We start from the raw sequence: 24,886 nt of genomic DNA, 5'->3' as shown, positions 1-24,886 counted from the left end.
CGGCTACTCCGCCACCTGATGCACCACGTCGATCACCGAGCCGTCGCGGTAGCGCACCACCGCCACCACCTTATCGGTAAAGGCGATCGGCTGCGGTTCGCCGGTCAGCTGCAGCGCGCGGGCGCGCAGCCAGTCGATGCTCACCACCTCGAGGCCGGCCTCCCGCAGGCGCTGCGCCAGCTCCGGCCGCGCCGGGTTGACGGCGATGCCGTGGTCGGTCACCAGAATGTCGATACTGGAGCCCGGCGTGACGCAGGTGGTCACCTGCTCCACCAGCGTCGGGATGCGCCCGCGCACCAACGGCGCAACGATGATCGCCAGCCGCGCGGCGGCGGCGGTGTCGCAGTGGCCGCCGGACGCGCCGCGCAGCACGCCGTCGGAGCCGGTCAGCACGTTAACGTTGAAGCCGGTGTCGATTTCCAGCGCGCTCAGCACCACCACGTCGAGCCGATCAACAGAGGCGCCCTTGGAGCTGAAGTTGGCATATTGGTTGGCGCTGATTTCGATATGGCGCGGGTTGCGCGCCAGCGAGGTCGCCGCCGCCCGATCGAAGCTCTGCACGTCCAGCAGCTTGCCGATCAGCCCTTTCTCGTGCAGATCCACCATGGTCGAGGTGATGCCGCCGAGGGCGAACGCGGCGCGAATGCCGCGGGCGCGCATCTTGTCCTCCAGGAACCGGGTCACCGCCAGCGAGGCGCCGCCGGTGCCGGTTTGCAGCGAGAAGCCTTCGGTGAAGTAGCCGGAACCGGCGATCACCTCGGCGGCGCGGCGGGCGATCAGCAGCTCGCGCGGGTTCGAGGTCATGCGCGTGGCGTCGGCGCCGATCTTGTCGGCGTCGCCCACTCGCTCCAGCTGCACGACCAGATCCACCCGATCCTGCGCCAGGCTGGCGGGATGATGCGGATACGGCACCAGTTGCTCGGTCAGCAGCACCACGGTGCCCGCCACCTCGGCGTCCACCCGCGCATAGCCGAGCGAGCCGCAGCAGGCTTCACCGCTGTAACCGTTGGCGTTGCCGAACTCATCGCAGGCCGGCACGCCGAGGAAGGCCACGTCTATCTTCAGCTCGCCGGATTCGATCAGGTTGACCCGGCCGCCGTGCGAGTGAATTTGCACCGGCTCCGCCAGCAGGCCGCGCGAAACCGCGTCCGCCAGCGGGCCGCGCAGCCCGGAGGTGTAAATGCGGCTCACCACGCCGTGGCGGATATGCTCAACCAGCGGCGCATGGCAGTCGGTCAGCGAGCTGGAGGCCAGCGTCAGGTTGCGGAACCCCATCGCCGCCAGCGTCTCCATCACCTGATTGAGCGCCAGATCGCCACCGCGAAACGCATGGTGGAAGGAGATGGTCATGCCGTCCTGCAGCCCGCTGCGGCGCACCGCTTCCTGCAAGGAGTCGCACAGCTTGAGATCGCGCGGTTTGCGCGCCTGCAGATTGGCTTTGGACACGTCCTGATAACCCGGCAGATCCGCCGGGTTGGCGAAGGTCATCAATCGTTGTTGGCGGTTCATCATGCTTCCTCCCCGTGCTGCGCCGGTTCTTCCCGTAAGCCGGACAGCGCAGCGCGCTCCAGCACCAGCCGGGCGCGCTCAATCACCGGGCTGTCGACCATTTTTCCGTTGAGCGACACCACGCCGCGCCCTTCCCGCTCCGCCGCTTCGGCGGCGTCCACCACCCGCTGCGCGTGCGCCACCTCTTTGGCGGTCGGCGCGTACAGGTTGTGCAGCAGCTCAATCTGGCGCGGGTTGATCAGCGATTTGCCGTCGAAGCCGAGCTGTTTGATCAGCGCCGCTTCCTGCAGGAAGCCGGCTTCGTCGTTGGCGTCAGAGTAGACGGTGTCGAACGCCTGAATGCCGGCGGCGCGCGCCGCCTGCAGCAGCGAACAGCGGGCGAACAGCAGCTCGATGCCCTCCGGCGAGCGCTCAGTGCGCAGGTTGCGCACGTAGTCTTCCGCCCCCAGCGCGATGCCGATAAGCCGCGGCGAAGCCTGCGCGATCGCCACCGCGTGGGTGATGCCCTGCGCCGATTCGATCGCCGCCAGCAGCCCGGTGCTGCCGACTGGCCGCCCGCAGGCCGCTTCGATGGCGGCAATCTCGCGCTCCATGTCGACAACGTCCTGCGCGCTGTCGGTCTTCGGCAGGCGCACGATGTCCGCGCCGCCGCGCACCACCGCCTGCAGGTCCGCCAGGCCGTAGGCGGAGTCGAGCGCATTGACGCGCACGATGGTTTCCACCTCCTGGTACAGCGGGTGCTGCAGCGCGTGGTACACCAGCCGGCGCGCCGCGTCTTTTTCACGCAGGACAACCGAATCTTCCAGATCGAACATCAGCGCATCGGCCTGGTAGATAAAGGCGTTGCTGACCATCGCCGCGTTGGCGCCGGGGACGAACAGCATGCTGCGGCGCAGCCGGGTTTTATTCAGCGTTTTCATCTTTCGCCTCCCACGGCAGCTGGCCGCCCTCGCAGGCGCGCATCAGCGCGGTTTCCAACCGGGCGCGCAGCACGCAGTCCAGCGCCCCCTTGTCGTCGACGATCACCTGCACCGGCTCCACCTCATAACGCTGCAGCACCTCCAGCAGGGTGTGGCGGATCGCCGCGCCGAACTGTTTTTCCACGCTGCTGGCGATCAACAGATCGTGCTGCGGCCCCTCGGCGGGCGCGATGCGCACCATGACATCGCTGGATTCCAGCGTGCCGGCCATTGCTTCTCGGATAATTTTCATCATTCACCTGATTGTGCGGACTCAAAAGGATGCGGGGCCGCCTTGGCCCGGCGCTGCGTTTGCAGATCCTGCAGGTAGTACAGGGTGTCCGGCGGCACCAGCGGCGCGGCGGCGTGGAAGTCCCCCGCCGCCAGCAGCTTGCGCACCCAGGAGGCGGAGATCGCCGTGCCCTGATATTGCAAACGCTCGATTTCCACCAGCGCGATCGGCGGGCTGGGCAGCGCCGGCGTTTCCAGCCAGTAACGCATGTCGCGGTTGTATTTCGCGGTCACCGCGCAGAACGGCTCGTTGCCGACGAAGCGGTGGGTAATGCCCAGCGCGGGCGCCAGATACTGGCGGAAGATCTTCAGATCGATTTCGGTGTAACAGTCATCGGCCACGCCCTGATCCTTGATGAAGTAACAGGGGAAGGTGGCGCGCGAGATCACGTACTGCGAGCCTTCGTGTACCGTAAGGTTGGGGATATCGGCGGTGCCGGCCAGCACCAGCCGGCGGCGGTCTTCATAGCTGAAGCGCGAGGTGTTTTCCTTCACCAGAAACAGGTGCAGCCAGTCGCAGCGTTTGGCCGCCTGGCGCACCAGATACTGATGCCCGCGGGTGAAGGGGTTGGCGTTCATCACAATGCTGCCGATGGTGTCGCCCGGCCGGCGCTGGCTCGCCAGCTGGGCGGCGTAGCGCTTCAGGCGGCACGGGCTGTTTTCCATCAGCACCACGATGCCCGGCACGGTGGCGATCGGGTAGAAACCGCACTGGCGGAACAGCGGCTCGTTCTGCACCTTGGTGTAGATAAACAACTGGGTGTGGTGGCGCTCGTAGGCCAGGTTCACCAGCTCGGTCGCCAGCGCCAGCGCCAACCCTTCGCCGCGCATCAGCGGGCTGATGGCGACGCATTTGATAATATTGTCGGCGATGCCGCCGCAGGCGACCAATTTGTCGTGCTGGGTAACGGTAATAAATATTTCAACCGTGGTGTCGATATTCAGATCGTTACTGCGCAAGAAGGCGCTTATTTCCGAAATCGCTTTATGATCCGATCGCTTTACCCGATTAAATACGGCATCGCCTAACATAACACGCTCTCTGGGTTAACTGGCAAACAACAAATTAAATACAAAAAGGCATTTTAATTAACATCAACAAGGGTAATTAAAACCTTAAAAACCATGCAGATAAACGCGACTGCACGTTCGATAAATTAATGGTAAACAGAAAAAAAACGCCGATTATTGACCTATTTCACAAACCGATTCCCGTTAATAAGTTATTTAATGTTCTTTATTTGCTTAATTAATCTTATGGTGTTTATTATTGAGATAATCTTTATTTGGCGCCGCAATTTACTTACATTCATTTAGCATCTTGATTGCAATAGTAGGTTTCATTATGGAATGGCTGAACATCCTGATCGTTGAAGACGAAACGCCGCTGGCGGAGATGCACGCGGAGTTTATCCGCCAGAACGGCGGCTGCCGCCAGATTTGGCTGGCCGGCACGCTGGCGCAGGCGCGCGCCATGACCGAGCGCTTCAAGCCGGACCTGATCCTGCTGGACAACTTTCTGCCCGACGGCCAGGGCATCACCCTGCTGCGCGAACTGACGCTGAGCGGGTATCGCGGCGGCATCGTGTTCATCACCGCCGCCAGCGACATGGCCACCGTGGCCGAGGCGTTGCGTTACGGCGTATTCGACTACCTGATCAAACCGCTGGCCTATGACCGGCTGAGCCAGACCCTGCAGCGCTTCAGCCAGCGCCGCGAAGCGCTGAAAGACAAAGCGCGCCTCAACCAGCGCCGCATCGACGAGATGTTCAACACCTACGCCCGCGGCGAACAGCAGGCAGCGCTGCCCGCCGGCATCGACGAGCTGACGCTGGGCAAGGTCCGCGCGCTATTTGCCGAACCCGCCGCGCGCCACACCGCTGAAAGCGTTGCGCAAAAAATGGGGCTCAGCCGCACCACCGCGCGCCGTTATCTGGAGTTTTGCACCGCCGCGCAGCAGCTGCGCGCCGAGATCATTTACGGCAAGGTCGGCCGCCCGCAGCGGATCTACCGCGCCGGCGAACCGCATTAGCGGTTATTTGATCGCCCTTGCAAGGTTGCGTGTAACCGCTTTACTTTTTATGCGCCGGTCAGCATCTTGGTGAGCATCACCTAGCCGACTGGACGATCGCCGATGCCCGCTGCGCCCCTTGCTTCCCTGACCGAGATCCTCGCCCGCCGTGACTGGCAAAACCCGGCCTGCACCCACTACCGCCGGCTGGACGCCCACCCGCCGTTCGCCAGCTGGCGCACGGTGGAAGACGCGCGCAACGATGCCCCCAGCGCCAGCCGCCGCTCGCTGAACGGCGAGTGGCGCTTCAGCTATTTCCCGCGCCCAGAGGCGGCGCCGGAAGGCTGGCTGCAGCAGGATCTGCCGGATGCCGCCCCGCTGGCGGTGCCGAGCAACTGGCAGCTCGCCGGCTACGACGCGCCGATTTACACCAACGTGCGCTACCCGTTCCCGGTCGCTCCGCCTCGCGTGCCGGAAGACAACCCGACCGGCTGCTACTCGCGCACCTTCAGCGTCGATCCGGCTTGGCTGGCCGCCGGCCAGACGCGCATCATCTTCGACGGCGTCAACTCGGCGTTCTATTTGTGGTGCAACGGCCACTGGGTCGGCTATTCGCAGGACAGCCGCCTGCCGGCGGAGTTCGATCTCAGCCCGTGGCTGCAGCCGGGTGAAAACCGGCTGGCGGTGATGGTGCTGCGCTGGTGCGACGGCAGCTATCTCGAAGATCAGGACATGTGGCGCATGAGCGGCATCTTCCGCGACGTCAGCCTGCTGCACAAACCCGCCGCGCACCTGAGCGATGTGCGCATCACCACGCCGCTGCATGACAGCTTTACCCGCGGCGAACTGGTGGTGACGGCGCGCGCCAACCGGCCCGGCCCGCTGCAGGTGCAGGTTCAGCTGTGGCGCGATGGCGCACGGGTGGCCGAACACACCCAGCCGCTCGGCAGCGAGATCGTGGACGAGCGCGGCGCCTATGACGATCGCGTCACGCTGCGCCTGCCGGTGGAACGCCCGGCGCTGTGGAGCGCCGAAACGCCCGCGCTGTATCGCGCTACCGTCGCCCTGCTCTCACCTGAGGGGGAAATTATCGAGGTGGAGGCCTATGACGTCGGCTTCCGCCAGGTAGAAATCAGCGGCGGGTTGCTGAAGCTCAACGGGCAGCCGCTGCTGATCCGCGGCGTTAACCGCCACGAGCATCATCCGCGCCACGGCCAGGTGATGGACGAGGCGACGATGCGCCACGACATCCTGCTGATGAAGCAGCACAACTTCAACGCGGTGCGCTGCTCGCACTATCCCAACCACCCGCTGTGGTATCGGCTGTGCGACCGCTATGGGCTGTACGTGGTGGACGAAGCCAATATCGAGACCCACGGCATGCAGCCGATGAACCGTCTGGCTGACGATCCGCTGTGGCTGCCGGCGATGAGCGAGCGCGTCACCCGCATGGTGCAGCGCGATCGCAACCACCCCTGCATCATTATCTGGTCGCTGGGCAACGAGTCCGGCCACGGTGTGAACCACGACGCGCTGTACCGCTGGGTGAAAAGCCAGGATCCGACCCGCCCGGTGCAATATGAAGGCGGCGGCGCCGACACCGCCGCTACCGACATCATCTGCCCGATGTATGCGCGGGTGGATCAGGATCAGCCGTTCCCGGCGGTGCCCAAATGGGCGATCGGCAAGTGGATCGGCCTGCCGGAGGAACAGCGGCCGCTGATCCTGTGCGAATACGCCCATGCGATGGGCAACAGCTTCGGCGGCTTTGAACGCTACTGGCGCGCGTTCCACGAACATCCGCGCCTGCAGGGCGGCTTTGTCTGGGACTGGGTCGATCAGGCGCTGATCAAGTGCGACGCACAGGGCGAAGAGTTCTGGGCCTACGGCGGCGACTTCGGCGATACCCCCAACGATCGCCAGTTCTGCCTGAACGGGCTGGTGTTCGCGGATCGCACCCCGCACCCGGCGCTGTTCGAAGCGCAGCGGGCGCAGCAGCTGTTCCGCTTCGCCTTCGACGCCGCCTCGCTGACGCTGACCGTCACCAGCGATTACCTGTTCCGCCAGACCGACAACGAGCAGCTCAACTGGCGGCTGGAGCTGGACGGCGTGGAGCGCGCCAGCGGCAGCTTCGATCTGGCGCTGCCGCCGCAGGGCAGCCATAGCTTCACCCTGCTCGACCGCCTGCCGATGCTGCATCAGCCCGGCGAGCTGTGGCTGAACGTGGAGGTGGTGCAGCCGCAGGCCACCGACTGGTCCGAAGCGCATCACCGCTGCGCCTGGGATCAGTGGCGGGTGCCGCGCGCGCTGCATCCCGCACCGCCGCCGCCGCAGGGCGTGCCGCCCACGCTGATTGAAGACGATCAGGGGCTGACCCTCACGCACGGCGACCAGCGCTGGCGCTTCGAGCGCAGCAGCGGCCACCTGACGCAGTGGTGGCAGAATGAGCAGCCACTGCTGCTGACGCCGCTGCGCGACGGCTTTGCGCGCGCGCCGATCGATAACGACATCGGCGTCAGCGAGGCGGACCATATCGATCCCAACGCCTGGGTCGAACGCTGGAAGCTGGCGGGCCTGTACCGGCTGGAGGAACGCTGCACGCGGCTGCAGGCCGATGCGCTGCAAAACGGCGTGCAGGTGGTGAGCGAACACCAGTTCGGCGTGGACGGACAGATTTTGCTGCTTAGCCGCAAACAGTGGCTGTTCGATGCGCTGGGCGCAGTGAACGTGAGCGTGGAGGTCGAGGTGGCCGACGCCCTGCCGCCGCCGGCGCGCATCGGCCTGCACTGCCAACTGGCGACGGTGCAACCGCAGGCGGAATGGCTGGGCCTGGGCCCGCACGAGAACTACCCGGATCGCCGCCTGGCCGCGCAGCACGGGCGCTGGCGCCTGCCGCTGGCGGATCTGCACACGCCGTATATTTTCCCCGGCGAGAACGGCCTGCGCTGCGACACCCGCAGCCTACGCTACGGCGGCTGGCGCATCGACGGCCGCTTCCATTTCTCGCTCAGCCGCTACGGCCTGCAACAGCTGATGGCCTGCAGCCACCAGCATCTGCTGCAGCCGGAAGCAGGCACCTGGCTGCATCTGGACGGCTTCCACATGGGGGTAGGCGGCGACGACTCCTGGAGCCCGAGCGTGCACCGGGATTACCTGCTCACCGCCGGCGTTTACCGCTATCAGCTGCGCCTGCAGCGGGCGCCCGAGGGCTAAATCTGCCAAAAAACTCAACGGGTTGCGCATTCTGTAAGCAAACAGTCACAGAATGTGTAATCCGCCTTTGACATGCCGACGGCGCCTCGCTATTATTCGCCCCGTTCAAACGATTCCTCTGTAGTTCAGTCGGTAGAACGGCGGACTGTTAATCCGTATGTCACTGGTTCGAGTCCAGTCAGAGGAGCCATATTTAGAGAAGCCCGCTCAGGGAAACCTGAGCGGGCTTTTTGCTGTTGGGCGTTAGGCATGGGCAGTTATGAGCGAGGAGCGGACATATCCTCCTATGCTGGAGTCACGGTATGTGAATCAATCGGTTCAGAAAAGCTCAAAAACGTGAACACATGTCACGTTCATTTGGATGGTACTAGATCTAGCCCTTTATCGATTTAAAGTCTATGCTGAATAAGTTAAAATAGAATTTATCGCATTCTTGATAGTCGAACGCCGCCTAAACTTTGTCCTCGCACGCGCCTTAAATTAAACCAAATTGACAACCTTGATTCTCATCGGAGGAAACATGGAAAAAGATACCAAGCGTGGTTCTGCATTAATAAGTGTTATTAAATCAGAATCAGTCGTTGATCTCAGCAAAGAGTACGCTGAATACGGACTGGATATGCTGATTGACTCAGACGTTCTGAAAGACATTCCTTTCATTAATACTGCCGTTGGGCTATTTAGTGCTGTAGGTTCTGCAAGAGACTATATATTCACCGAGAAACTTATCCGCTTCTTGACACAATTTTCTGTTCTTTCGGAAAGCGAGCGCGAGGCTATGGTAGACAAGTTGAATGAAGACGATAAATTTGCCGGAAAGGCTGGCGCAAGAATAATAGAGATAATCGACCGAATGGAGAGTGAAGGCAAGCCAGAGTTGGCAGCAAATTTTTTTAAAGCATTCGCCTGTGAAGAGATTAATTTCTCTGATTTTCGTCGTGTGCTGGTCGCTTTGGAACGTATTCCTGCGTTTGACATTCCTGCATTGGCTGCGTTTTCGATGTATGATATTTCTGAGTCTGTACGAATGGAACAATCTCTTCTGCTTGCATTTGTTAATGCGGGACTTGGACAAAACAATGGCGGATTCGATGGTGGTGCAATACTCCCAACAGAACTCTGCAAAACATTTGTAAAATCCGGAAAATTAAAATCATGCTAACTAATAATCTCACAAGTATTACACATAACATCGGCATGATCGATATTGAGCAAAAATATAGTTCTATAAGTAAAAAAGAACTTTCTCTTAATATTACGTCATCATTGATAGGTTTTATTAGCACGCCAAATTGAGTGTCATTGACCACAGGCGCACTTACGATTCCAAAAGATATTTTAATACAAACCATTCTTCATAAATAAATAGTAGCCATTCACGCCTCCTTCTCATGACGTCAAAAATAAAAAACTTTTTTAACTAAAGCTGGATGATATTATTTAAAATAATATTCACTTAAGAAAAAGATGCTAGATGGGAATAATTATTTTAGCCTAAACGCTCACGTAAGCAACGTTCCTTGCTGGCACGAAGCAGCCAAACGACTAAGAGCAGTTTCGTGTCAAGAGCAGGTATCACATCTTGTTAAGAAACAATTAACCCTGTGCTATTGTTAGTAATGAGTGACAGGCGCCACATTACTCCACTAGGCCATGATAAGAACCGACAGAAATTACGGCATCAACAAATCTCTTTGCCATTCCTCTATCCATTATTACAGTTTTCCCGTCAACAGTTAAATAGATGCTATCTTCGGCATAGAATGAAGAACGACCGAGTTCTAGATCCATAGAGGTTTTACCTCCTTGATCCTTGATTGTTTCTTCAAAAAACATTGTAGTAGCCATAGAAAGTTCCTTTTTAAATTCCAAAAGATTATATTTTAAGGAGAAATTTAGCTTCTTAGCTTACGCTAAGTGGATTATAACACAATAAATGATAGCAACTTCCACTGCTGATACAAAACCGACTATCAGATTTCCGACTCCCCCCAACAAAAAAGCCCACCCAGTCCCCAGGGCGGACTGTTTACTCTCTGCAATCTCCCATAAGTCTCACTCCCTATCCCGCTCCGCAACCCGAGCCATCAACGCCCCCAGCAACGCCAGATCGACCAGCAACGCCAGCGCGAAACAGCTTCCTCTCACGCCCGGCGCGGCATAGGTTTGAACCAGCAAAGCGGCAACCCCCACGGCCACGATGGTCACCACCGTCACCAGCCTGCGCGCCACGGCGAACGCCGTTTTCTCCCCCACCGCCGTGCGGTAAGCCACGCCCTGGCCCAGACCGCCGAGGGCGATGCCCGCCAGCAGGGCCAGGCAATCATGCCCGCCGAACAGCATCAGCAACGCCAATAGCCATCCCGCCGCCGCCAGCAAAAAGCCGTAGCGGAGCATAGCCAGCGCAGGCCGCTTCCGCAGCGGCTGCCAGCGGGCCAGCGCGGCGCCGCCGAGAAACGCCAGCGCCAATGCCGTTAGCAGCATCAGCGTTGCGCCGATGCCCAGCAGGCTTTCGGTCTTCAGCAGCAAGGCGCCCGCCGCGACCGGCACGCTGAGCGCCAGACCGCTCGCAGCCGTACCCGTGTGTTCCATGGCGCCCAGGGCGCCGTTGTTGACATATATGCTCATCGTTAACTCCCGACATGGTGGAAATGATGAAATAAATTCATTTCCCTGTTCACATGTCAGTAGCCTATCTCTTGTATAATCGGTCAGACAAACTCATAGTTTTCAGCCTTAGATGAGAATAACTCAGCCATGAGAAAACCCCGTTTGCCGCCGCTGGGCGCGCTGCGCGCCTTCCACGCCGTGGCCGGCTGCCGCAGCTTCAAACTGGCCGCCGAGGAGCTGGGCGTCAGCGCGACGGCGGTCAGCCATCAGATCAAGCTGCTGGAGTCGGTGCTGGCATGCCGGGTGTGCGAGCGCAGCGCGCAGGGCGTCAGCCTGACCGAGACCGGCGAGATCCTGTATGCCGGCACCCAGCGCGCCTTCGCCGCACTGGAGCAGTCCGTCGCCCAAATCACCCGCGCCCAGCAGCCGCCGGCGCTGACCGTCACCACCACCTCCAATTTTCTCACCCACTGGCTGGTGCCGCGCCTGGCGGATTTCAAGGCGGAGTTTCCCGCCATCGATCTACGCCTGCACACCAGCGTCGAGCGGGTCGATCTCAACCAGCGCACCGTGGACGTCGCCATCCGCTACCGCGAAACGCCGGAAAGCGATCTGCACTGCACCCTGCTGCATGAGGATCGCTTTATCGTGGTGGTCAGCCCGGCGCTGGCGCTGGAGCGCAGCGAGGATTTGCAGCGGGTAACGCTGTTTCACGTGGAACATCGGCAGGTGCCCGCCGACGCGCCGACCTGGGAAAACTGGCGGCGGCGCTACGGGCCGGAAGGGTTGAACGTGGAAGCCGGGCTGACCTTCAGCGACGAGACGCATGCGCTGCAGGCGGCGGTGGCGGGCCAAGGGGTGGTGATCGCCAGCCGGCTGCTGGCGCGCGATTTGTTGCAGCGCGGCGTGCTGGCCGCGCCGTTCGAGATGTCGTTACCCGGCGCCAACTATTACCTGGTAGTCACCGAAGAAACCGCGCAGCGCCCCGATATTATTGCGCTGCGCAAGTGGCTGCTGCGGCAAATGGCGGCGGGCTAATCTCTAATTGAAATACTAGAAGACGAACATTTAAAAAATATATATCCGCCTTCTTAATCTTTATTAAAGTTATATAGGACAAGTCATTTAAATCTTGAGAACAAAACAGAATAATTCTCTATTGGCACTTCAACAACTTGGGTTCCACTTCTTTCAAAATGTTTTTTATTATAATGCGAGGGTTGCTCTTGCCCTACAACTTCAAAAACAAAAATTGTCTTATCGTAATACCTCACACACTTAAGATGACTATTTACATAAGACTTTAGAGGCTCAGACATTTCTGATGATTTAATTTTCTCAGTTATTAGATGGAATAACTGATCCATGGTTTTCCCTAAATGCGTCGCTTCATGCTCGACACCTGTTATTTGAAAGCCATTAAATGTTACCGGAGCTACTTGAAAAATATTTTGAACCCTTATAGCAGTATGATTATTATCGCAAACGCCAACGATTACGTAACCCTTATGCCCTTTTTGAATATTTGCGATAGCTGTACATGTCTCTAATATCTTTTCGAATGAGTTCTCATCAAAACTAGGTCTTTTACTTAACTCAAGAAAACCTTGCTTAAAATCATAAGCAGACTGTTCTGTTTTCGAGTTCGTCAGCAAATTTTGGAGGTTAGTGACCCAATGCACTTTAGCTGGATCAGGATTACTATCATCTTCAAAGTATTGCTGAATCATTCCCACGACCGAGTTAACAGCCACACCTCTATTTTCGGCCCCCCATCTCCCCCCCTCTTGGATAGAAATATTCTTTCCTTTATTCGTAAGTGCCGCAATTGCTCCTGCCCTATCTGCAAGTACTTTTCCTTTACGGACAATGAGGTCATGGAATGCTAAAAATACAGCCTGGAAGTAACGAGGCACTGGGTTTCCAGCATTTCCGTCAGGATAAATTAAATTAGAAAATGTTGTTTGCGCTTCTGCCAGAAGCAACATTAATGTATCATGGGTACGTTGATAATCCAGATCTACCAAATCAGGATTTCTTCTTCGAATCGCTTGATCCATTTCCTCAAACCTTTCGAGGTTTGCTCCTCTGAGCGGGTAGGTTGCACCATAATAATCATCAAACAATTCGGTACGTGAAGAAACTGGTGTATCTGATAACATATAAGCCAGAAGATCCGCTACAATTTCTTCGTCTCGACTTTGCCTCAAATGATCTTTGGTTAAAATACCATTTTTAACCCAAAACACATTATCAGCATTAATTCCATACGGTAGCTCTCTGTTAGTTATACTTATTGACTTCATATCATTTAGTAAAAGTATCGGTGTGTTAGACGTATCTCCACGTACTCTAGAGGAAATAATGCGCACACAGTCAGCAAAGGAATTAATTGCTCCAGCAGCTCGCAATTCTTGACGAGAAAGTTGGCGACCACCTGAATTTATACGTCTAAATATTTCATCAACAGACTCACCATCAGAAAACTCATAAATTGACAGAGGTACAGGATAAGCAGAAATTGCCAGGCAATCAGCTCTTGTCATCACTGGTTCTTTTTGTATTAGAACCCCTCTATCTAGTAAATCTTTAGTAGTTGCAAATGTGTTTAAATCAAAGTAAGAATCATTTACTGGAAAATCATTGCTAATAAATGATGTGATTGCATCCATTCTCTGCATTCCATCAATTATCTCCACTAAGTTATCCTGACTTCCTTTTTGATCTGCTAATAGAATGATAGGGACAGGATAGCCATTGATGATGGAGTCTATAAAACTCTGCTTTTCTTCGATAGTCCAGATGAGCTTTCGCTGATATCGTCTATTAACTATGTATTTGTTGTTAACATAGTTAATATATATCCTTTCCACTTGTTCACCACGAACTGTTAGTTCTTGCTGAGTTATTGCCATGATAAAAACTCCTTTTGCAGAAGAAAAAAGCATTAAAAGTCAAAATGATTAACTTAATATTAAGAAGTGCATAATACAAGTAAACCAATGTTCTGCATTAAAGCATAATTCCATATAAAATCCAGCCACATTCACGATTGTGCTGCGGCAAATGGCGGCGGGCTAACGGCGCTCGGTGGCGATTTCCCCCAGGCGGATCGCCACGCTGATGGCCTGCGCGGTGGTGGCGGCACCAAGGCGTTGGCGAATGCGCCGCAGGTGGTTTTCCACCGTGCGTTCAGACAGGCCGAGCATCGCAGCGATATCCGCCTGCCGCCGGCCGATGGCGGTCCAGCTCAGCACCTCGCGCTCACGCGCCGACAGCCTGCTCTCCCCCTCGCCGGCCGCCGGTGCGAACAGCCGCCGCGCCGCCTGAAAGGCCGCCGTGCCCACCAGCGACAGCGCCAGCCGCGCCGGCGGCGAAGCGTCGATGCGCTCGCCCCCCAGGCTGACGGCGCCCTCCAAACCGGCCGGGCCGAACACCGGGATCTGCACGCCGTGCAGGCCGGCGCCGCGCGGCGTGCGTACAATCCGGTAGCGCTCGCCCTGCTGCGCCCGGTTCTTGGTCCAGAAAAACGGCTCGCTGACCCGCAGCATATGCCGGGTCACCGGGCAGTGCCGCACGTAGGTCAGCGCATCGACGGCCTCGCCGTCGCCGAACCAGTCGCCCTCGACCCAATAGATATGCTCGATCCCCGCCTCCGCCGCAGCGGAAGCGGAAAACAGCACAAAGCGATCGAAGCCGAACGGCGCGGCGAAGGCACGAACCCGCCCCTGAATGGCGGACAGGGTTCGCTCGTGGTCCATCGCCAGCGCCGTCTGGAAAGCGCGCTGCGCGATCTCGTCGCTCATCGCACGGCGACGTCGGCCAGCAGCGTCTCCGCCGCCAGCTTGCCGAGGTTGTTGGAAGCCAGCGGGCTGTCGCCGGTCAGCAGGCGCCGATCTTTATGCACCTTGCCGGTAATGTCGGCGTTAACGATCTTAACGCCCCGCTCGCGCAGGCGTTCGCCCACCAGCCAGGGCATCGGGCCGGGGATGTAGCCAATGTCGATGTTGGCGCCGGTATCGAGCGAGTCCGGGAACACGCACATTTCATAGCCACGATAGAGGAAATCCTCTTTGCTCTCGTCGATGCCCGCCGCCAGCAAACCGGCCGGCCCGTGGCACAGCGAAATCACGTAGCGATCGTTGTCGTGCGCCCAGTGCAGGGTCTTTTTCACCTCTTCGCTGAACGGGATACCGTTGAGCACGCCGTGGCCGCCGGGGATGAAAACGCCGAGGTAGTTGCCGCCATCCAGATCCTTCACCACTTCCGTCAGCTTTTTCGGCTGCTTGAGCTGGCTGCGGTACTTCTCGTAGGTGGCCTTGACCGCGTCGTCTTCCTGCGGGAACGCCCACATCTCCAGCTTCACCGGATCGCCGGACGGCGTGGCGATGTCGATCTCGAAACCGGCCAGATCCAGGTGATGCATCGGCAACAGCATCTCGACCGGGTGATTGCCGGTGGAGAAGAACTTGCCGTTTTGCATCAGCAGGTAGCGCTCCTGCGAGGCGATCATCAGCACCTTCCATTTGCCGCCGCGATAGGCGTTCGGGTAGCTGGCGCCCGCGAAATCGGTTTTGGACGAGGTGTACTGGCTGAGGGAGTAAGGCGATGGGAAGAACGCGTTGTCTTCCGCCACATCCGGGGTGGGATTACGATCGTTGGACACTGAATCAGTCATGATTATCTCCATATTCACCGTTACGTTGCCCTTTCAGCTTAAATAACCGCCGGCGGAGCCGCAATGAGGGATATCCCTCAAGCAATCTTTGCAGCCGAAACTCAGGCGAGATTGCGTAGAGCGATAATAAAGGTTTCTTCGCCGGCGCCCTGGTGTTGATAGTGGCACTTTCTTACCGGCACCCGGAAATAGCGCTCCAGGATATCTTCCCGCAGCACAGCGCTTTTAACGCCAAACAACGACTGCCGTTTTGCCATCAGTAAACACTTGTCGGAGATGCGTTCGGCGTAATTGAGGAAATGCGTATTCAGCACGATCGTCATCTGCCGCTCTTTGGCGAGGCGCCACAGCATCTCGATCATTTTGGCCTGATTGTAAAAATCCAGATTCGATTCCGGTTCGTCGAGGATCATGACGTCGGGATCTGCCACCAGCGCCTTGGCGAAATAACACATCTGCAGTTCACCGCCGCTGATCTGGTTGATATTTTTCTGCGCCAGCGGCGCGATCTCCAACGCGTGCAACACCGCCTGCGCCCTGGTGAAATCTTGCCGCCGCGGCCCGGCGAACCATCCCGCATGGCGGGCGCAGCCGAAAGTGACAAAATCGAGTACGCCATAGGAAAAATGTGGCGCCTTCGCCTGCGGCACGTAGGCCAGGCGCGCCTCTCGATTATCGACGCGGCCGATCTCGCACCTGCCGGCGCTGGGCCGACACAGGCCCGCAATATTTCTCAGCAGCGTCGTTTTGCCGGCGCCGTTCGGGCCCAGCACGCTGAGGATCTCGCCGCGCTTAAGCTCGAAGCTGACGTTGTCGAAAATGGGCTCCCGCCCCTTGAAACCAAAGGCTAGCCGGCTAGCGGTGATCATATCGATTCCCCAGAATAAAAAGCACCGCGAAAAGCGGCGCGCCGATCAGCGCGGTCAGGATACCGATTGGAATTTCCGTATAGGTGGCGCCTCTCGCAATATTGTCGATAACCAGCAAAAACAACGCGCCGCCGAGCGCCGATGCTGGGATCAAACGGCCGTGGTTATATCCCAGCACGCTTCGCACCAAATGGGGGATCACCAAGCCAACCCACCCCACCACGCCGGCCAAGCTCACGGAAGCGGAAACCAGCAGAGAGGCGGCGATCAGCAATAGGATCTTCAGCCGGGGCGGATTCAGGCCGGCAATGCGCGCCTCGTCGTCCCCCAGCGAGAGAATGTTCATGTTCCACCTGAGCCGGTAGATAGTCAGGTAACACGCCGCAAACAGCGGGATCAGCCAATAGACCTGCGCTTTCGCCACCGAAGCGAAGCTGCCCATCAGCCAGAAGACGATGGCGGGCAAGGTATCCTGCGGATCGGCGACATATTTGATGGCCGAGACAAACGCGATAAACACCGACGCGATAATCATGCCGGACAGGATCGTCGTCAGCGCATCCTGCCGGCGTTTCAGGCGGCAAATGCCAAGCACCAGCAACAAACTCACCACGCCGAAAAGAAACGACAGCAGGGAACTCAGGGCAAAAGGCAAACTCAATAAAATGCCCAGCGCGGCGCCAAAGGCGGAGGCGGAAGACGTGCCCAGCACGTCCGGGCTGGCTAACGCGTTTTTCAGCACCGCCTGAAAGGTCGCGCCGGCGACCGCCAACCCGCCGCCCACCAGCATCACCGCCACCACCCGCGGCGCACGCAGGTTAAAAATCACCGAATAGTGGGCCTGGTTTTCCCCCGGCATGTTCCCCTGCCATAAAATCTGCAGCACGTCATGGGCCGACAAGGCGTAACGGCCGGCAAACAGTGATGCGACGGCAACCACACACAAGGCTAAAAACAGCCCTACCATGATCGCCATATATTTTCCTCTGCCCGGCATCCCCAAGCTCCTCCAACCCACTAACGCAATTCAACCGTGGTGCTAGCGCTGTGCCAGCACCTCATCCAACAAACGGTCCGGGATCGCATAGGAGAACATCGTCTGATAATAGCGGCGCGTCTCCTCCCGCAGCGTCTTGTCGCTAATGTCTTCAGGGGCATAGCGGTTGATCATAAACAGCGGCAGCAGTGACGTTTCCGCCGACAGGCCCCCCCAGTTATGAATGCCCACCGGCGTCGAGAAAACCTTGCCGTTTTTTACCGCCCTGAGCGTCTCCCAGGCCTGGCCGGGGATCCCCCCGTGCAGCAGCGCTTTAGCGCTGCCGAAAACCACGAAAATCACATCCGGGTCCCAGGCCATGATCTGCTCCATCGAAACGTTGATGTACCTGCCGGCATCCCCTTTCACCGGCAAATCCCCGGCGACGTTGTCCATGCCGGCCATTTTCAGGTAGGTGTCGCCGTAGGTATGCGGGCCGCTCACCTTCAGCTGCCTGCCGTCGCTTTCTTCGAGATACAACGCCCTGACGTGCTGCGCGCGGATGGCTGCGGCATAGGGGCGGATCTGCTTCAGGGTCTTTTCCCAGGCGTCTTTGAATTTGTGCGTGCGCGGCAGGCCGAGCGTGTCGGCGAAGGTATTTTCCCAATACATCTGGGTGACCATCGGTTGGTACTTTGTCTTCCCGCCGGCATCCAGATCGACGGTCATCACGCCCGCCCTTTCCAGCCGATCGTCCTGGCTTTTGCCGTAGTAATAAATAATGTCGGGCCGTAGATTCATTAACGACTCCATGTTGACCCGGTAGTCCTTATTGATGAAGGCGGAGGTGATCCTGCCGATGTCAGGCTTCATGTCCTTCAACACATGCATATCGGCATGCATGAACGCCCAGGGCCCCACGCCGACGACGTGCCGGTAGGCCGCCTCGTTCGCCAGGATCACGCCGAAGGGGCAGTTGCCGGTGATGACGATCCGCTGATAGTGGCCAGGCAACTTTTGCACCGCTGCGCTCTGCGGCCGTTCGGCCGCCGCCGGCTGACTACCGCTGGCGCAAGGCGCCGTCGGCAAGGCGAATATTGCCAGCAGCGCGGTGGCGATAAATTTCACTGTGACGCACATGGAGCCTCCTGTGCGCACGCTCGGTGGCGTGCGGCGATGGGCTGCGTTAGGCCGACGCGGCGATGCCGGCGGCCATGATGGTTATCCCGGCCACAAAGACGATTGCCGTGGTGGCGACCGCGCCGCCGCCGACCAACGCGGCGGTTTTTCCTGTGGAAAGGTCTTTTCGTTGCAGGAAAGAGAGCTGCGACAGGGGAATGATTTTTCCGCTGTCGGCGACCAGGTCTTTCGGTTCAACCTTCGCCACCGTCAACTCGCCGCCGCTGCCGTCCTTCAGACCATATTTCAACCGGTCGCCGACATAGACCGGCGGCTGCAGCAGGTAATATTGGCTATTGAGCCCCGTCTCTTTTTGTTGCAACGCCACGTCGTGGTAGGTCGTGCAGCCGGCAAGGGAAAACGCCGCCATGCCGATAACCAACGGCACTAATGGGATAAATCGCATGGGAAACCTCGTGCTTCTATTTACTGGTTTTTAACGTAACGGCGGACTTGAAGCGCATATAGCTCACGACCAGAGAAAGGAACGAGAATGCCGCCCCCGCCATTAAACTGATATTCGTCGCTTGCGCGCCCCGCATGTTGAAGAAAATCGCCACCAACGCCGAACCGACGATTTGCCCAATCAGCCGGGAACTGCCCAACAGGCCGCTGGCGATGCTGCTGTTTTCATGGGAGACCGACGTCATGATCAACAGGTTGTTCGGTGATTGAAACAGGCCGAAACCGATGCCGCACAGCGCCACGCGCCATACGATCGCCCCATTCGACGGATCGCTCGGCAGATTGGCCATCAGCAGCATGCCTGCCAGCAGACAGGCAAGGCCCGAGAGGGCAACAAGATTGGGATCGTACTTCTTGGCCAAATCGCCGGAAATTAGCGAAGACGCCATGGTGGCCAGCGGCCAGGCGGTCAGCAACAGACCGATTTCCACCACGTTTCTTTGCAGAACGTTGTGAAAATAAAAAGGCAGCGAAACATAGGCCAAAAGCTGGGTGCTGTAGGACAGCATCGACATCAGCAAAGACAATGACAGCGTCGGGTTATGCAGCATCGCGATCGGGATCAGCGCGGCGTCGGCCTTTCTTTTTTGATTGATGTACAGCAACCCGGCCAGCCCGGCGAATACCGCAAAGCTCAGCGCCGCCGCCGGCAGATGGTGAGTGGTCATGCTCATGGTGCTGAGCGAGAAAGCGATAAACAGCACAAACACCAACAGGGCGCCCCCGCTGTCGAACCCAACGCTGCGCCGCTCGCGGGAACCCAGGAATATCACGCTCAGCAGCAGCGACAGGCAGGCGATGGGAACATTAATGGTAAACAGCCAGTTCCAGCTCGTTTGAGAAAGTATCGCCGAGGCGATGGATGGCCCGGCGGCGGCGGAAACCGACACCACCATCACGTTTATGCCCAGGCCGCGCCCAAGCAGCCTTGCCGGGTATATCTCCTTGATCAGCGCCGCATTGACGCTGAGCACCGCCGCCGCGCCGAAGCCCTGTATCACCCTGAATGCCGTCAGCATCTCCAGCGTCGTGGACAGCGCGCAGCCCAGGGATGAAAAAGCGAACAGCACCACCCCGGCCATAAAGATTTTTTTATTGCCCACCGCGCGACCCAGCGCCGCGAAGGGCATCAAAGAGGCCACGACGGCAAACTGGTAGGCATTAATAATCATGATGGAGGCCGATTCGGAAACGCCGAAATCTTTGGCGATCACCGGCAGCGCCACGTTGGCGATGGTACTGTCGAGCATGGCGATAACCGTGCTTAACGAGACGGCGAGAACGGCGAATATATTTAATGTCTCTTTTTCCTGGTGTTTAAAAGTCATGTTAACGCTCCAAAAACGTGAGTGACTTCATGCCGGCGGCAAAGACCCCGTTTTTTATCCGTTTTAGTAATTACGTTATAACATATCAATTAAAGAGGAGAATAAATCTCATTTGAAATATTAGATTAAATAGTGTGTCAAAATAAGAATTAACAAATACAAAACAAATTAATAGCAATACGAATATTCAATAAACAAAATAAATGCAGTATAAAAAACCAGTGAATTTAAGGAATGACATTAAAAGTAACAGCCGCTAACAGACAACCCCGCTGGCGCGTGAAATTGTTATGTTATAACAAAAACACCCTTTCCTTTTATGCTGGTTAACCTTATGGCTAAGACGGACCTTTTGAACACCCGGTTATCTCGCCGCAGAATGATGTTGGCAGGGCTGGCGGCCCTGACGCTGAACGGCGCCGTTTCCCCGCTGGCTCACGCCCACGGCCTGCCGCGCCCCAAACCTCAGGGGGCGCGAAAAAGATTCCTGGTCATGTTGGATCCCGGTCATGGCGGCATCGACTCCGGTGCCATTGGCCACACCGGTTCGCTGGAAAAACATGTCGTTCTGGCGATCGCCAAAAATGTGCGTGCACAGCTCGATCGACACGGCATCGATGCCCGCCTGACGCGCGACAGCGACGTTTTTATTCCGCTTTACGATCGGGTGGAGATCGCGCACCGGCACGGTGCGGATCTTTTCATGTCCATCCACGCCGACGGTTTTACCTGCCCCAGCGCCTGCGGCGCTTCGGTCTTTGCGCTTTCCAATAAAGGCGCCAGCAGCGCGATGGCGAAATACTTATCGAACAGTGAAAACGCGGCGGACGATCTCGCCGGCCCTAACGTCATCAAGAAAGACCGCTATTTGCAGAAGATACTGTTTGATTTGGAGCAGACGGAAACGATCAAAGAAAGCCTGACGCTGGGCTCGCACCTGATTCAACATATTGCGCCCATTCATCACCTGCATGCCAAAAATACCGAACAGGCGGCCTTCGTGGTCTTAAAATCCCCGTATATTCCTTCCGTGTTGGTGGAAACCTCTTTCATCACCAACCCTGAGGAAGAAAGGCTGCTCGGCACCCCCGCATTCCGCAATAAAATTGCCACGGCGATCGCTCAGGGGATCGTCAGCTACTTTAAACGCGAAACGCACGCTTAAGCTTCGCCGAGGCGGCAAGCTCACGGGCTTGCCGCGCACAGGGACGGTGTCATCATGATAAAATGCAATCCGCGTTATTTTTCGGCGGGCATGCTTTTCCCCCTGCTGGCCCTATTACCACGCGGCGCCTTCGCCGTGTCGTTGACGGGGTCGCAGCAAAACAGCCTGAATTTCTACGGCACGATTATCGCCAGACGCTACAGCGGCCAAAACGCGCGCGACGACGGCGACCGCAGCTACCTCTATTTCGGCCTGATAGGCAAAAAAAAGATCGCGCCGCGCTGGCGGGCCTACGCCCACTGGGAATATACCGTCAGCTTCGCCGACGCGACTCGCAACAGCACCCGACTCGCCTATATTGGGGTGCAAAACGCAACCTTCGGCAGCCTCGATATCGGCCGCAATTGGGGCGTGCTCTATGATGTGACCGCCCTGACCGATCGCTCTCCGCTGTTTAGAGAGATGGCCTACAACTACATCGACAATTTTATGCGCGGCCGGGCGCGTAACCTGCTCACTTACCGCCGCCCCTTCAGCCTGTTTCAGCGGCGCGCCGCACTCGCGTTGCAATATCAGTTCAAAGACGGCGACGACCGGCAAACGCCGGGCAAACAAAACGGCAACGGATTCGGCCTCTCCTTCCGTTATGCGCTGACGCCGACGCTCAGCCTCATCGCCGCCGCCTCGGCGTCTCAAACCACGCAGCGGCAACAACGCGCCGCCGGCTATCGCCGGCGCATCGATACGCTGGCCGAAGGGGTTCTCTATGCGTCGAAAAAAATCTATCTTGCGGCCGTGTTCACCCAAAGCGACAACGCCATCAGCCCGCAACAAACCGCTAACCGCGGTTCGGCGTCAAGTTATGAAGCGCTCGCCAAATATCGGCTGACGGACCACATCCAACCCAACATCGGCTATACCCTTTTGATACAGACCCGGGCAGGCCGGAACATGGACTTATTGAACTATGAGGAGCTGGGGGTCACCTGGTTACTCAACAGCAATATGCAGGTGTTTATTAACTATGAATTCAATAACCTTTCGCAGCACACGCCCGGCGTCGATGCGTCGGACAAGCTCGATATGGGCATCAGCTATCATTGGTGATCCGCTCTCCCGCAGCCAATAAAAAGCCCCGCCCGGTGAAGGGCGAGGCTCGCGACGCGTTGAGTCTTTAGCTGTTCACGAACGCCAGCAGATCGGCGTTGACCTGATCGGCATGGGTGGTCGGGATGCCGTGCGGCGCGCCCTTATAGGTATTGAGCGTGCCGTTCTGCACCAGCTTGGCCGACAGCACGCCGGAATCCTGATAAGGCACCACCTGATCGTCGTCGCCGTGGATCACCAGCACCGGAATGGCGATCTTCTTGAGATCTTCGGTGAAATCGGTCTGCGAGAAGGCGACGATGCCGTCGTAGTGCGCCTTGGCGCCGCCCATCATGCCCTGGCGCCACCAGTTCCAGATAATCGCCTCCGACGGTTTGGCGCCCGGGCGGTTATAACCGTAGAACGGGCCGGCGGGCACGTCGTAATAGAACTGCGCCCGGTTGGCGGCCAGCTGCGCCTGGAAATCATCGAACACCGCTTTGGGGGTGCCCTGCGGATTGGCGTCGGTTTTCACCATCAGCGGCGGCACCGCGCTGATCAGCACCGCTTTGGATACCTTGTCCTCGCCGTGGCGCACGATATAGCGCACCACCTCGCCGCCGCCCGTCGAGTGGCCCACGTGCATCGCGCCCTGCACGCCCAGGTGTTTTACCACCGCGGCGACGTCATCGGCGTAGTGGTCCATGTCGTGCCCTTCCCACACCTGGCTGGAGCGGCCGTGGCCGCGGCGATCGTGCGCAACCACGCGGAACCCTTTGTTCACGAAGAACAGCATCTGGGCATCCCAGTCATCGCTGGACAGCGGCCAGCCGTGGTGAAAATAGATAACCTTGCCGTTTTTGGGGCCCCAATCCTTGTAGAAAATCTCGACGCCATCGCTGGTCGTTACGTAACCCATGTCGTTTCTCCCATTTACACTTTGGTTAAAAAAGAAGGTTTATACTGCGCGCGGCGCCGGGATCTCTGGCTCCCTCATCCCGGTTGGCCGACGATCTTGCGTTGATCGTTTAACGAGTATAGGTTTAAAGTTCACTTTAAGGTCAAACACGATTCGGCAAACCGCATTCCCGCTTTCACTCGGCATCAGGAGAATTCAAGTGCAGGGAGATGACATCCTCATGACGATGGAGCAACGGCTTGCCGCCCAACGTCATGCCTTCCTGCGCGACGGCGCACCGACGATCGCTCAGCGCAAGGCCGCCCTGCGCCGCCTGCGGAGCGCCATTTTGGCCCAGCGCGACGCGCTGACGGCGGCCGTCAGCGCAGACTTCGGCCACCGTTCGCCTTACGAAACCGACATCCTGGAGATTCTGGTCACCGTGCAGGCGATCGATTACCTGCTGCGCAATCTGAAGCGCTTCATGCAGCCGGAACGCCGCCACGTCGCCCTGCCGTATCAGGCCGGGCGCGCCTACGTGCAGTATCAACCCAAGGGCGTAATTGGCATCATGGCGCCGTGGAACTACCCGTTTTCGTTGACCTTCATCCCGCTGGCCACCGCCCTGGCCGCCGGCAACCGCGTGATGCTGAAACCTTCGGAGCTCACGCCGCACACCAGCCAGCTTATCGAAACGATGCTGGCGGCGCTGTTTCCCGCCGATGAGGTCGCCGTGGTGACCGGCGGGCCGGACGTCGGGGCCGGGTTCAGCACACTGGCGTTCGATCACCTGGTGTTCACCGGCAGCACGGCGATCGGCCGTCAGGTCATGCAGGCGGCCGGTAAAAATCTGGTGCCCTTGACGCTCGAGCTGGGCGGCAAAAGCCCCGCCGTGGTGGCGCCCGGCGCGGTTAACGCCAGAACCGTTAACAGCCTGGCGTTCGGCAAGCTGTCGAACGCGGGCCAAACCTGCATCGCGCCCGATTTCCTGCTGATCCATCAGGACGATGTGGAAAACTTCATTGCGCTCTACGACGCGACGGTCAAAGCGTTTTACCCCGACGGGCCGACGAGCCATGACTACGGCGCCATCATCAACGACAGGCACTACCACCGTTTGCAGGATCTGCTCACCGACGCCCAGGCGCGGGGCGCGCGGATCGTTCCGGTGGGCCACCGCCCGGACTCGGCGGTGGAACGGCCGAAAACCCTCGCCCCCACGCTGATCGTCGGCGCCCCCGACGACAGCCGGATCATGCAAGAGGAGATCTTCGGGCCGCTGCTGCCGGTGCGCACCTACACCGCCTTTGATGAAACGATCGACGTTATCAACGCCGGGCCGCGCCCGCTGGCGCTGTACTACTTTGGCCCAGGCGGCACGCTGCAGGACAGGCTGCTGGCACGCACCACCTCCGGCAACGTCAGCGTCAACGCCACCCTGCTGCACTTTGCCCAGGACGATCTGCCGTTCGGCGGCATCGGCCCCAGCGGCATGGGGGCCTGTCACGGCATCGAAGGATTCCGGGCGCTGAGCCATGCCAAGGGCGTCTTTATCCAAAGCCGCTGGCGCTTCACCGATCTGCTGCGCGCGCCGTTCGGCAGGCTGGCAGACGCGGTGCTCAAGGTGATGCTGCGGCGCCGATAGAGCG

At 58.3% G+C, this 24,886-nt stretch carries 22 protein-coding genes and 1 tRNA gene; 8 read left to right on the top strand and 15 right to left on the bottom strand.

The genetic code is table 11. The annotated features are described in order from the left end of the window. Positions 1–3: 3 nt before the first annotated feature. The 4 genes from citF to citC are packed head-to-tail and all read right to left on the bottom strand — an operon-like array spanning position 4 to position 3,791. Entirely contained in the window at positions 4–1,509 is a 1,506-nt protein-coding gene (gene citF / locus ACJ8HN_RS01905) for a citrate lyase subunit alpha (protein ID WP_442523537.1), read from the bottom strand. Continuing rightward, on the bottom strand, positions 1,509–2,429 hold the full coding sequence (gene citE, locus ACJ8HN_RS01900) for a citrate (pro-3S)-lyase subunit beta (protein WP_442522978.1): 921 nt from the start codon (positions 2,427–2,429) through the stop codon (positions 1,509–1,511). The genes citF and citE overlap by 1 nt, the downstream gene beginning before the upstream one ends. Further along, entirely contained in the window at positions 2,413–2,721 is a 309-nt protein-coding gene (citD, locus tag ACJ8HN_RS01895; RefSeq protein WP_019452464.1) for a citrate lyase acyl carrier protein, read from the bottom strand. Before citD ends, citE begins: the two co-directional genes overlap by 17 nt. Beyond that, positions 2,721–3,791: a [citrate (pro-3S)-lyase] ligase gene (citC, locus tag ACJ8HN_RS01890; protein ID WP_004940809.1), complete on the bottom strand. Its 1,071-nt coding sequence runs from the start codon at positions 3,789–3,791 to the stop codon at positions 2,721–2,723. Before citC ends, citD begins: the two co-directional genes overlap by 1 nt. A gap of 313 nt (positions 3,792–4,104) precedes the next feature. On the opposite strand from citC, the gene dpiA reads away from it, so the two are divergent. From dpiA to ACJ8HN_RS01870, 4 genes are all read left to right on the top strand, one after another. Beyond that, positions 4,105–4,791 carry a two-component response regulator DpiA gene (gene dpiA / locus ACJ8HN_RS01885; RefSeq protein WP_021505854.1) on the top strand — a complete coding sequence of 229 codons (687 nt, stop codon included), beginning with the start codon at positions 4,105–4,107 and terminating at the stop codon, positions 4,789–4,791. A 102-nt stretch (positions 4,792–4,893) separates the two neighbouring features. Beyond that, entirely contained in the window at positions 4,894–7,983 is a 3,090-nt protein-coding gene (locus ACJ8HN_RS01880) for a beta-galactosidase (protein WP_442522977.1), read from the top strand. A 114-nt stretch (positions 7,984–8,097) separates the two neighbouring features. Continuing rightward, positions 8,098–8,173, top strand: a tRNA-Asn gene (locus ACJ8HN_RS01875). A 330-nt stretch (positions 8,174–8,503) separates the two neighbouring features. After that, positions 8,504–9,145 carry a hypothetical protein gene (locus ACJ8HN_RS01870; RefSeq protein ID WP_442522976.1) on the top strand — a complete coding sequence of 214 codons (642 nt, stop codon included), beginning with the start codon at positions 8,504–8,506 and terminating at the stop codon, positions 9,143–9,145. 476 nt (positions 9,146–9,621) lie between these two features. On the opposite strand, the gene ACJ8HN_RS01865 is transcribed toward ACJ8HN_RS01870, so the two are convergent. Both ACJ8HN_RS01865 and ACJ8HN_RS01860 read right to left on the bottom strand, forming a co-directional pair. After that, positions 9,622–9,831, bottom strand: coding sequence for a hypothetical protein (locus tag ACJ8HN_RS01865; protein WP_442522975.1), 210 nt, complete (start codon positions 9,829–9,831; stop codon positions 9,622–9,624). 207 nt (positions 9,832–10,038) lie between these two features. After that, positions 10,039–10,611 (bottom strand): hypothetical protein, encoded by a 573-nt coding sequence (locus tag ACJ8HN_RS01860; RefSeq protein ID WP_442522974.1) that lies wholly within the window; start codon positions 10,609–10,611, stop codon positions 10,039–10,041. Positions 10,612–10,740: 129 nt separating this feature from the next. On the opposite strand from ACJ8HN_RS01860, the gene ACJ8HN_RS01855 reads away from it, so the two are divergent. Beyond that, positions 10,741–11,631, top strand: a complete 891-nt coding sequence (locus ACJ8HN_RS01855) for a LysR substrate-binding domain-containing protein (protein WP_442522973.1) — start codon at positions 10,741–10,743, stop codon at positions 11,629–11,631. Positions 11,632–11,714: 83 nt separating this feature from the next. Here ACJ8HN_RS01855 and ACJ8HN_RS01850 read toward each other — a convergent pair whose 3' ends face one another. The 8 genes from ACJ8HN_RS01850 to ACJ8HN_RS01815 form a co-directional block, all read right to left on the bottom strand. Then, the gene (locus ACJ8HN_RS01850) at positions 11,715–13,508 is read right to left on the bottom strand and encodes a GmrSD restriction endonuclease domain-containing protein (RefSeq protein ID WP_442522972.1); all 1,794 of its coding nucleotides are present in this window, start codon (positions 13,506–13,508) and stop codon (positions 11,715–11,717) included. Between the two features lie 162 nt (positions 13,509–13,670). Then, entirely contained in the window at positions 13,671–14,399 is a 729-nt protein-coding gene (locus ACJ8HN_RS01845) for a PA1136 family autoinducer-binding transcriptional regulator (protein WP_442522971.1), read from the bottom strand. Further along, entirely contained in the window at positions 14,396–15,271 is an 876-nt protein-coding gene (gene hchA, locus ACJ8HN_RS01840) for a glyoxalase III HchA (protein WP_442522970.1), read from the bottom strand. Before hchA ends, ACJ8HN_RS01845 begins: the two co-directional genes overlap by 4 nt. A gap of 101 nt (positions 15,272–15,372) precedes the next feature. After that, positions 15,373–16,140, bottom strand: a complete 768-nt coding sequence (locus tag ACJ8HN_RS01835; RefSeq protein ID WP_048321770.1) for an ABC transporter ATP-binding protein — start codon at positions 16,138–16,140, stop codon at positions 15,373–15,375. Continuing rightward, positions 16,127–17,116 carry a FecCD family ABC transporter permease gene (locus ACJ8HN_RS01830; RefSeq protein ID WP_225369036.1) on the bottom strand — a complete coding sequence of 330 codons (990 nt, stop codon included), beginning with the start codon at positions 17,114–17,116 and terminating at the stop codon, positions 16,127–16,129. Before ACJ8HN_RS01830 ends, ACJ8HN_RS01835 begins: the two co-directional genes overlap by 14 nt. A gap of 63 nt (positions 17,117–17,179) precedes the next feature. Beyond that, on the bottom strand, positions 17,180–18,256 hold the full coding sequence (locus ACJ8HN_RS01825; RefSeq protein ID WP_202637324.1) for an ABC transporter substrate-binding protein: 1,077 nt from the start codon (positions 18,254–18,256) through the stop codon (positions 17,180–17,182). Between the two features lie 46 nt (positions 18,257–18,302). After that, positions 18,303–18,701: a hypothetical protein gene (locus ACJ8HN_RS01820; protein WP_223181972.1), complete on the bottom strand. Its 399-nt coding sequence runs from the start codon at positions 18,699–18,701 to the stop codon at positions 18,303–18,305. Positions 18,702–18,717: 16 nt separating this feature from the next. Then, the gene (locus tag ACJ8HN_RS01815) at positions 18,718–20,088 is read right to left on the bottom strand and encodes an MFS transporter (protein ID WP_041035867.1); all 1,371 of its coding nucleotides are present in this window, start codon (positions 20,086–20,088) and stop codon (positions 18,718–18,720) included. A 334-nt stretch (positions 20,089–20,422) separates the two neighbouring features. Between ACJ8HN_RS01815 and amiA the strand changes: the two genes are divergently transcribed. Together amiA and ACJ8HN_RS01805 are read left to right on the top strand one after the other, a co-directional pair. Beyond that, positions 20,423–21,253: an N-acetylmuramoyl-L-alanine amidase AmiA gene (gene amiA, locus ACJ8HN_RS01810; RefSeq protein WP_049195279.1), complete on the top strand. Its 831-nt coding sequence runs from the start codon at positions 20,423–20,425 to the stop codon at positions 21,251–21,253. 135 nt (positions 21,254–21,388) lie between these two features. Beyond that, positions 21,389–22,360: a porin gene (locus tag ACJ8HN_RS01805; protein WP_308382649.1), complete on the top strand. Its 972-nt coding sequence runs from the start codon at positions 21,389–21,391 to the stop codon at positions 22,358–22,360. 67 nt (positions 22,361–22,427) lie between these two features. Here the strand turns inward: ACJ8HN_RS01805 and ACJ8HN_RS01800 are convergent, their stop codons facing one another. Further along, on the bottom strand, positions 22,428–23,258 hold the full coding sequence (locus ACJ8HN_RS01800) for an alpha/beta fold hydrolase (RefSeq protein WP_043147674.1): 831 nt from the start codon (positions 23,256–23,258) through the stop codon (positions 22,428–22,430). 220 nt (positions 23,259–23,478) lie between these two features. Here ACJ8HN_RS01800 and ACJ8HN_RS01795 point away from each other — a divergent pair, with 220 nt between their 5' ends. Beyond that, positions 23,479–24,882, top strand: coding sequence for a coniferyl aldehyde dehydrogenase (locus ACJ8HN_RS01795; RefSeq protein WP_049195264.1), 1,404 nt, complete (start codon positions 23,479–23,481; stop codon positions 24,880–24,882). The last annotated feature ends 4 nt before the right edge of the window (positions 24,883–24,886 follow it).

It is taken from the genome of Serratia sp. CY29653, from assembly GCF_052169255.1.
GTDB lineage: Bacteria > Pseudomonadota > Gammaproteobacteria > Enterobacterales > Enterobacteriaceae > Serratia > Serratia sarumanii.
The sequence above is the reverse complement of the archived record's forward strand: the minus strand, read 5'-3'. Positions and strand labels throughout refer to the sequence as shown.

What these genes read in the sequence shown, in the direction of transcription:
- citF (WP_442523537.1), bottom strand. Translation starts at nt 1,509, where the DNA reads ATGAACCGCCAACAACGATTGATGACCTTCGCCAACCCGGCGGATCTG.
- citE (WP_442522978.1), bottom strand. Translation starts at nt 2,429, where the DNA reads ATGAAAACGCTGAATAAAACCCGGCTGCGCCGCAGCATGCTGTTCGTC.
- citD (WP_019452464.1), bottom strand. Translation starts at nt 2,721, where the DNA reads ATGAAAATTATCCGAGAAGCAATGGCCGGCACGCTGGAATCCAGCGAT.
- citC (WP_004940809.1), bottom strand. Translation starts at nt 3,791, where the DNA reads ATGTTAGGCGATGCCGTATTTAATCGGGTAAAGCGATCGGATCATAAA.
- dpiA (WP_021505854.1), top strand. Translation starts at nt 4,105, where the DNA reads ATGGAATGGCTGAACATCCTGATCGTTGAAGACGAAACGCCGCTGGCG.
- ACJ8HN_RS01880 (WP_442522977.1), top strand. Translation starts at nt 4,894, where the DNA reads ATGCCCGCTGCGCCCCTTGCTTCCCTGACCGAGATCCTCGCCCGCCGT.
- ACJ8HN_RS01870 (WP_442522976.1), top strand. Translation starts at nt 8,504, where the DNA reads ATGGAAAAAGATACCAAGCGTGGTTCTGCATTAATAAGTGTTATTAAA.
- ACJ8HN_RS01865 (WP_442522975.1), bottom strand. Translation starts at nt 9,831, where the DNA reads ATGGCTACTACAATGTTTTTTGAAGAAACAATCAAGGATCAAGGAGGT.
- ACJ8HN_RS01860 (WP_442522974.1), bottom strand. Translation starts at nt 10,611, where the DNA reads ATGAGCATATATGTCAACAACGGCGCCCTGGGCGCCATGGAACACACG.
- ACJ8HN_RS01855 (WP_442522973.1), top strand. Translation starts at nt 10,741, where the DNA reads ATGAGAAAACCCCGTTTGCCGCCGCTGGGCGCGCTGCGCGCCTTCCAC.
- ACJ8HN_RS01850 (WP_442522972.1), bottom strand. Translation starts at nt 13,508, where the DNA reads ATGGCAATAACTCAGCAAGAACTAACAGTTCGTGGTGAACAAGTGGAA.
- ACJ8HN_RS01845 (WP_442522971.1), bottom strand. Translation starts at nt 14,399, where the DNA reads ATGAGCGACGAGATCGCGCAGCGCGCTTTCCAGACGGCGCTGGCGATG.
- hchA (WP_442522970.1), bottom strand. Translation starts at nt 15,271, where the DNA reads ATGACTGATTCAGTGTCCAACGATCGTAATCCCACCCCGGATGTGGCG.
- ACJ8HN_RS01835 (WP_048321770.1), bottom strand. Translation starts at nt 16,140, where the DNA reads ATGATCACCGCTAGCCGGCTAGCCTTTGGTTTCAAGGGGCGGGAGCCC.
- ACJ8HN_RS01830 (WP_225369036.1), bottom strand. Translation starts at nt 17,116, where the DNA reads ATGGCGATCATGGTAGGGCTGTTTTTAGCCTTGTGTGTGGTTGCCGTC.
- ACJ8HN_RS01825 (WP_202637324.1), bottom strand. Translation starts at nt 18,256, where the DNA reads ATGTGCGTCACAGTGAAATTTATCGCCACCGCGCTGCTGGCAATATTC.
- ACJ8HN_RS01820 (WP_223181972.1), bottom strand. Translation starts at nt 18,701, where the DNA reads ATGCGATTTATCCCATTAGTGCCGTTGGTTATCGGCATGGCGGCGTTT.
- ACJ8HN_RS01815 (WP_041035867.1), bottom strand. Translation starts at nt 20,088, where the DNA reads ATGACTTTTAAACACCAGGAAAAAGAGACATTAAATATATTCGCCGTT.
- amiA (WP_049195279.1), top strand. Translation starts at nt 20,423, where the DNA reads ATGGCTAAGACGGACCTTTTGAACACCCGGTTATCTCGCCGCAGAATG.
- ACJ8HN_RS01800 (WP_043147674.1), bottom strand. Translation starts at nt 23,258, where the DNA reads ATGGGTTACGTAACGACCAGCGATGGCGTCGAGATTTTCTACAAGGAT.
- ACJ8HN_RS01795 (WP_049195264.1), top strand. Translation starts at nt 23,479, where the DNA reads ATGACGATGGAGCAACGGCTTGCCGCCCAACGTCATGCCTTCCTGCGC.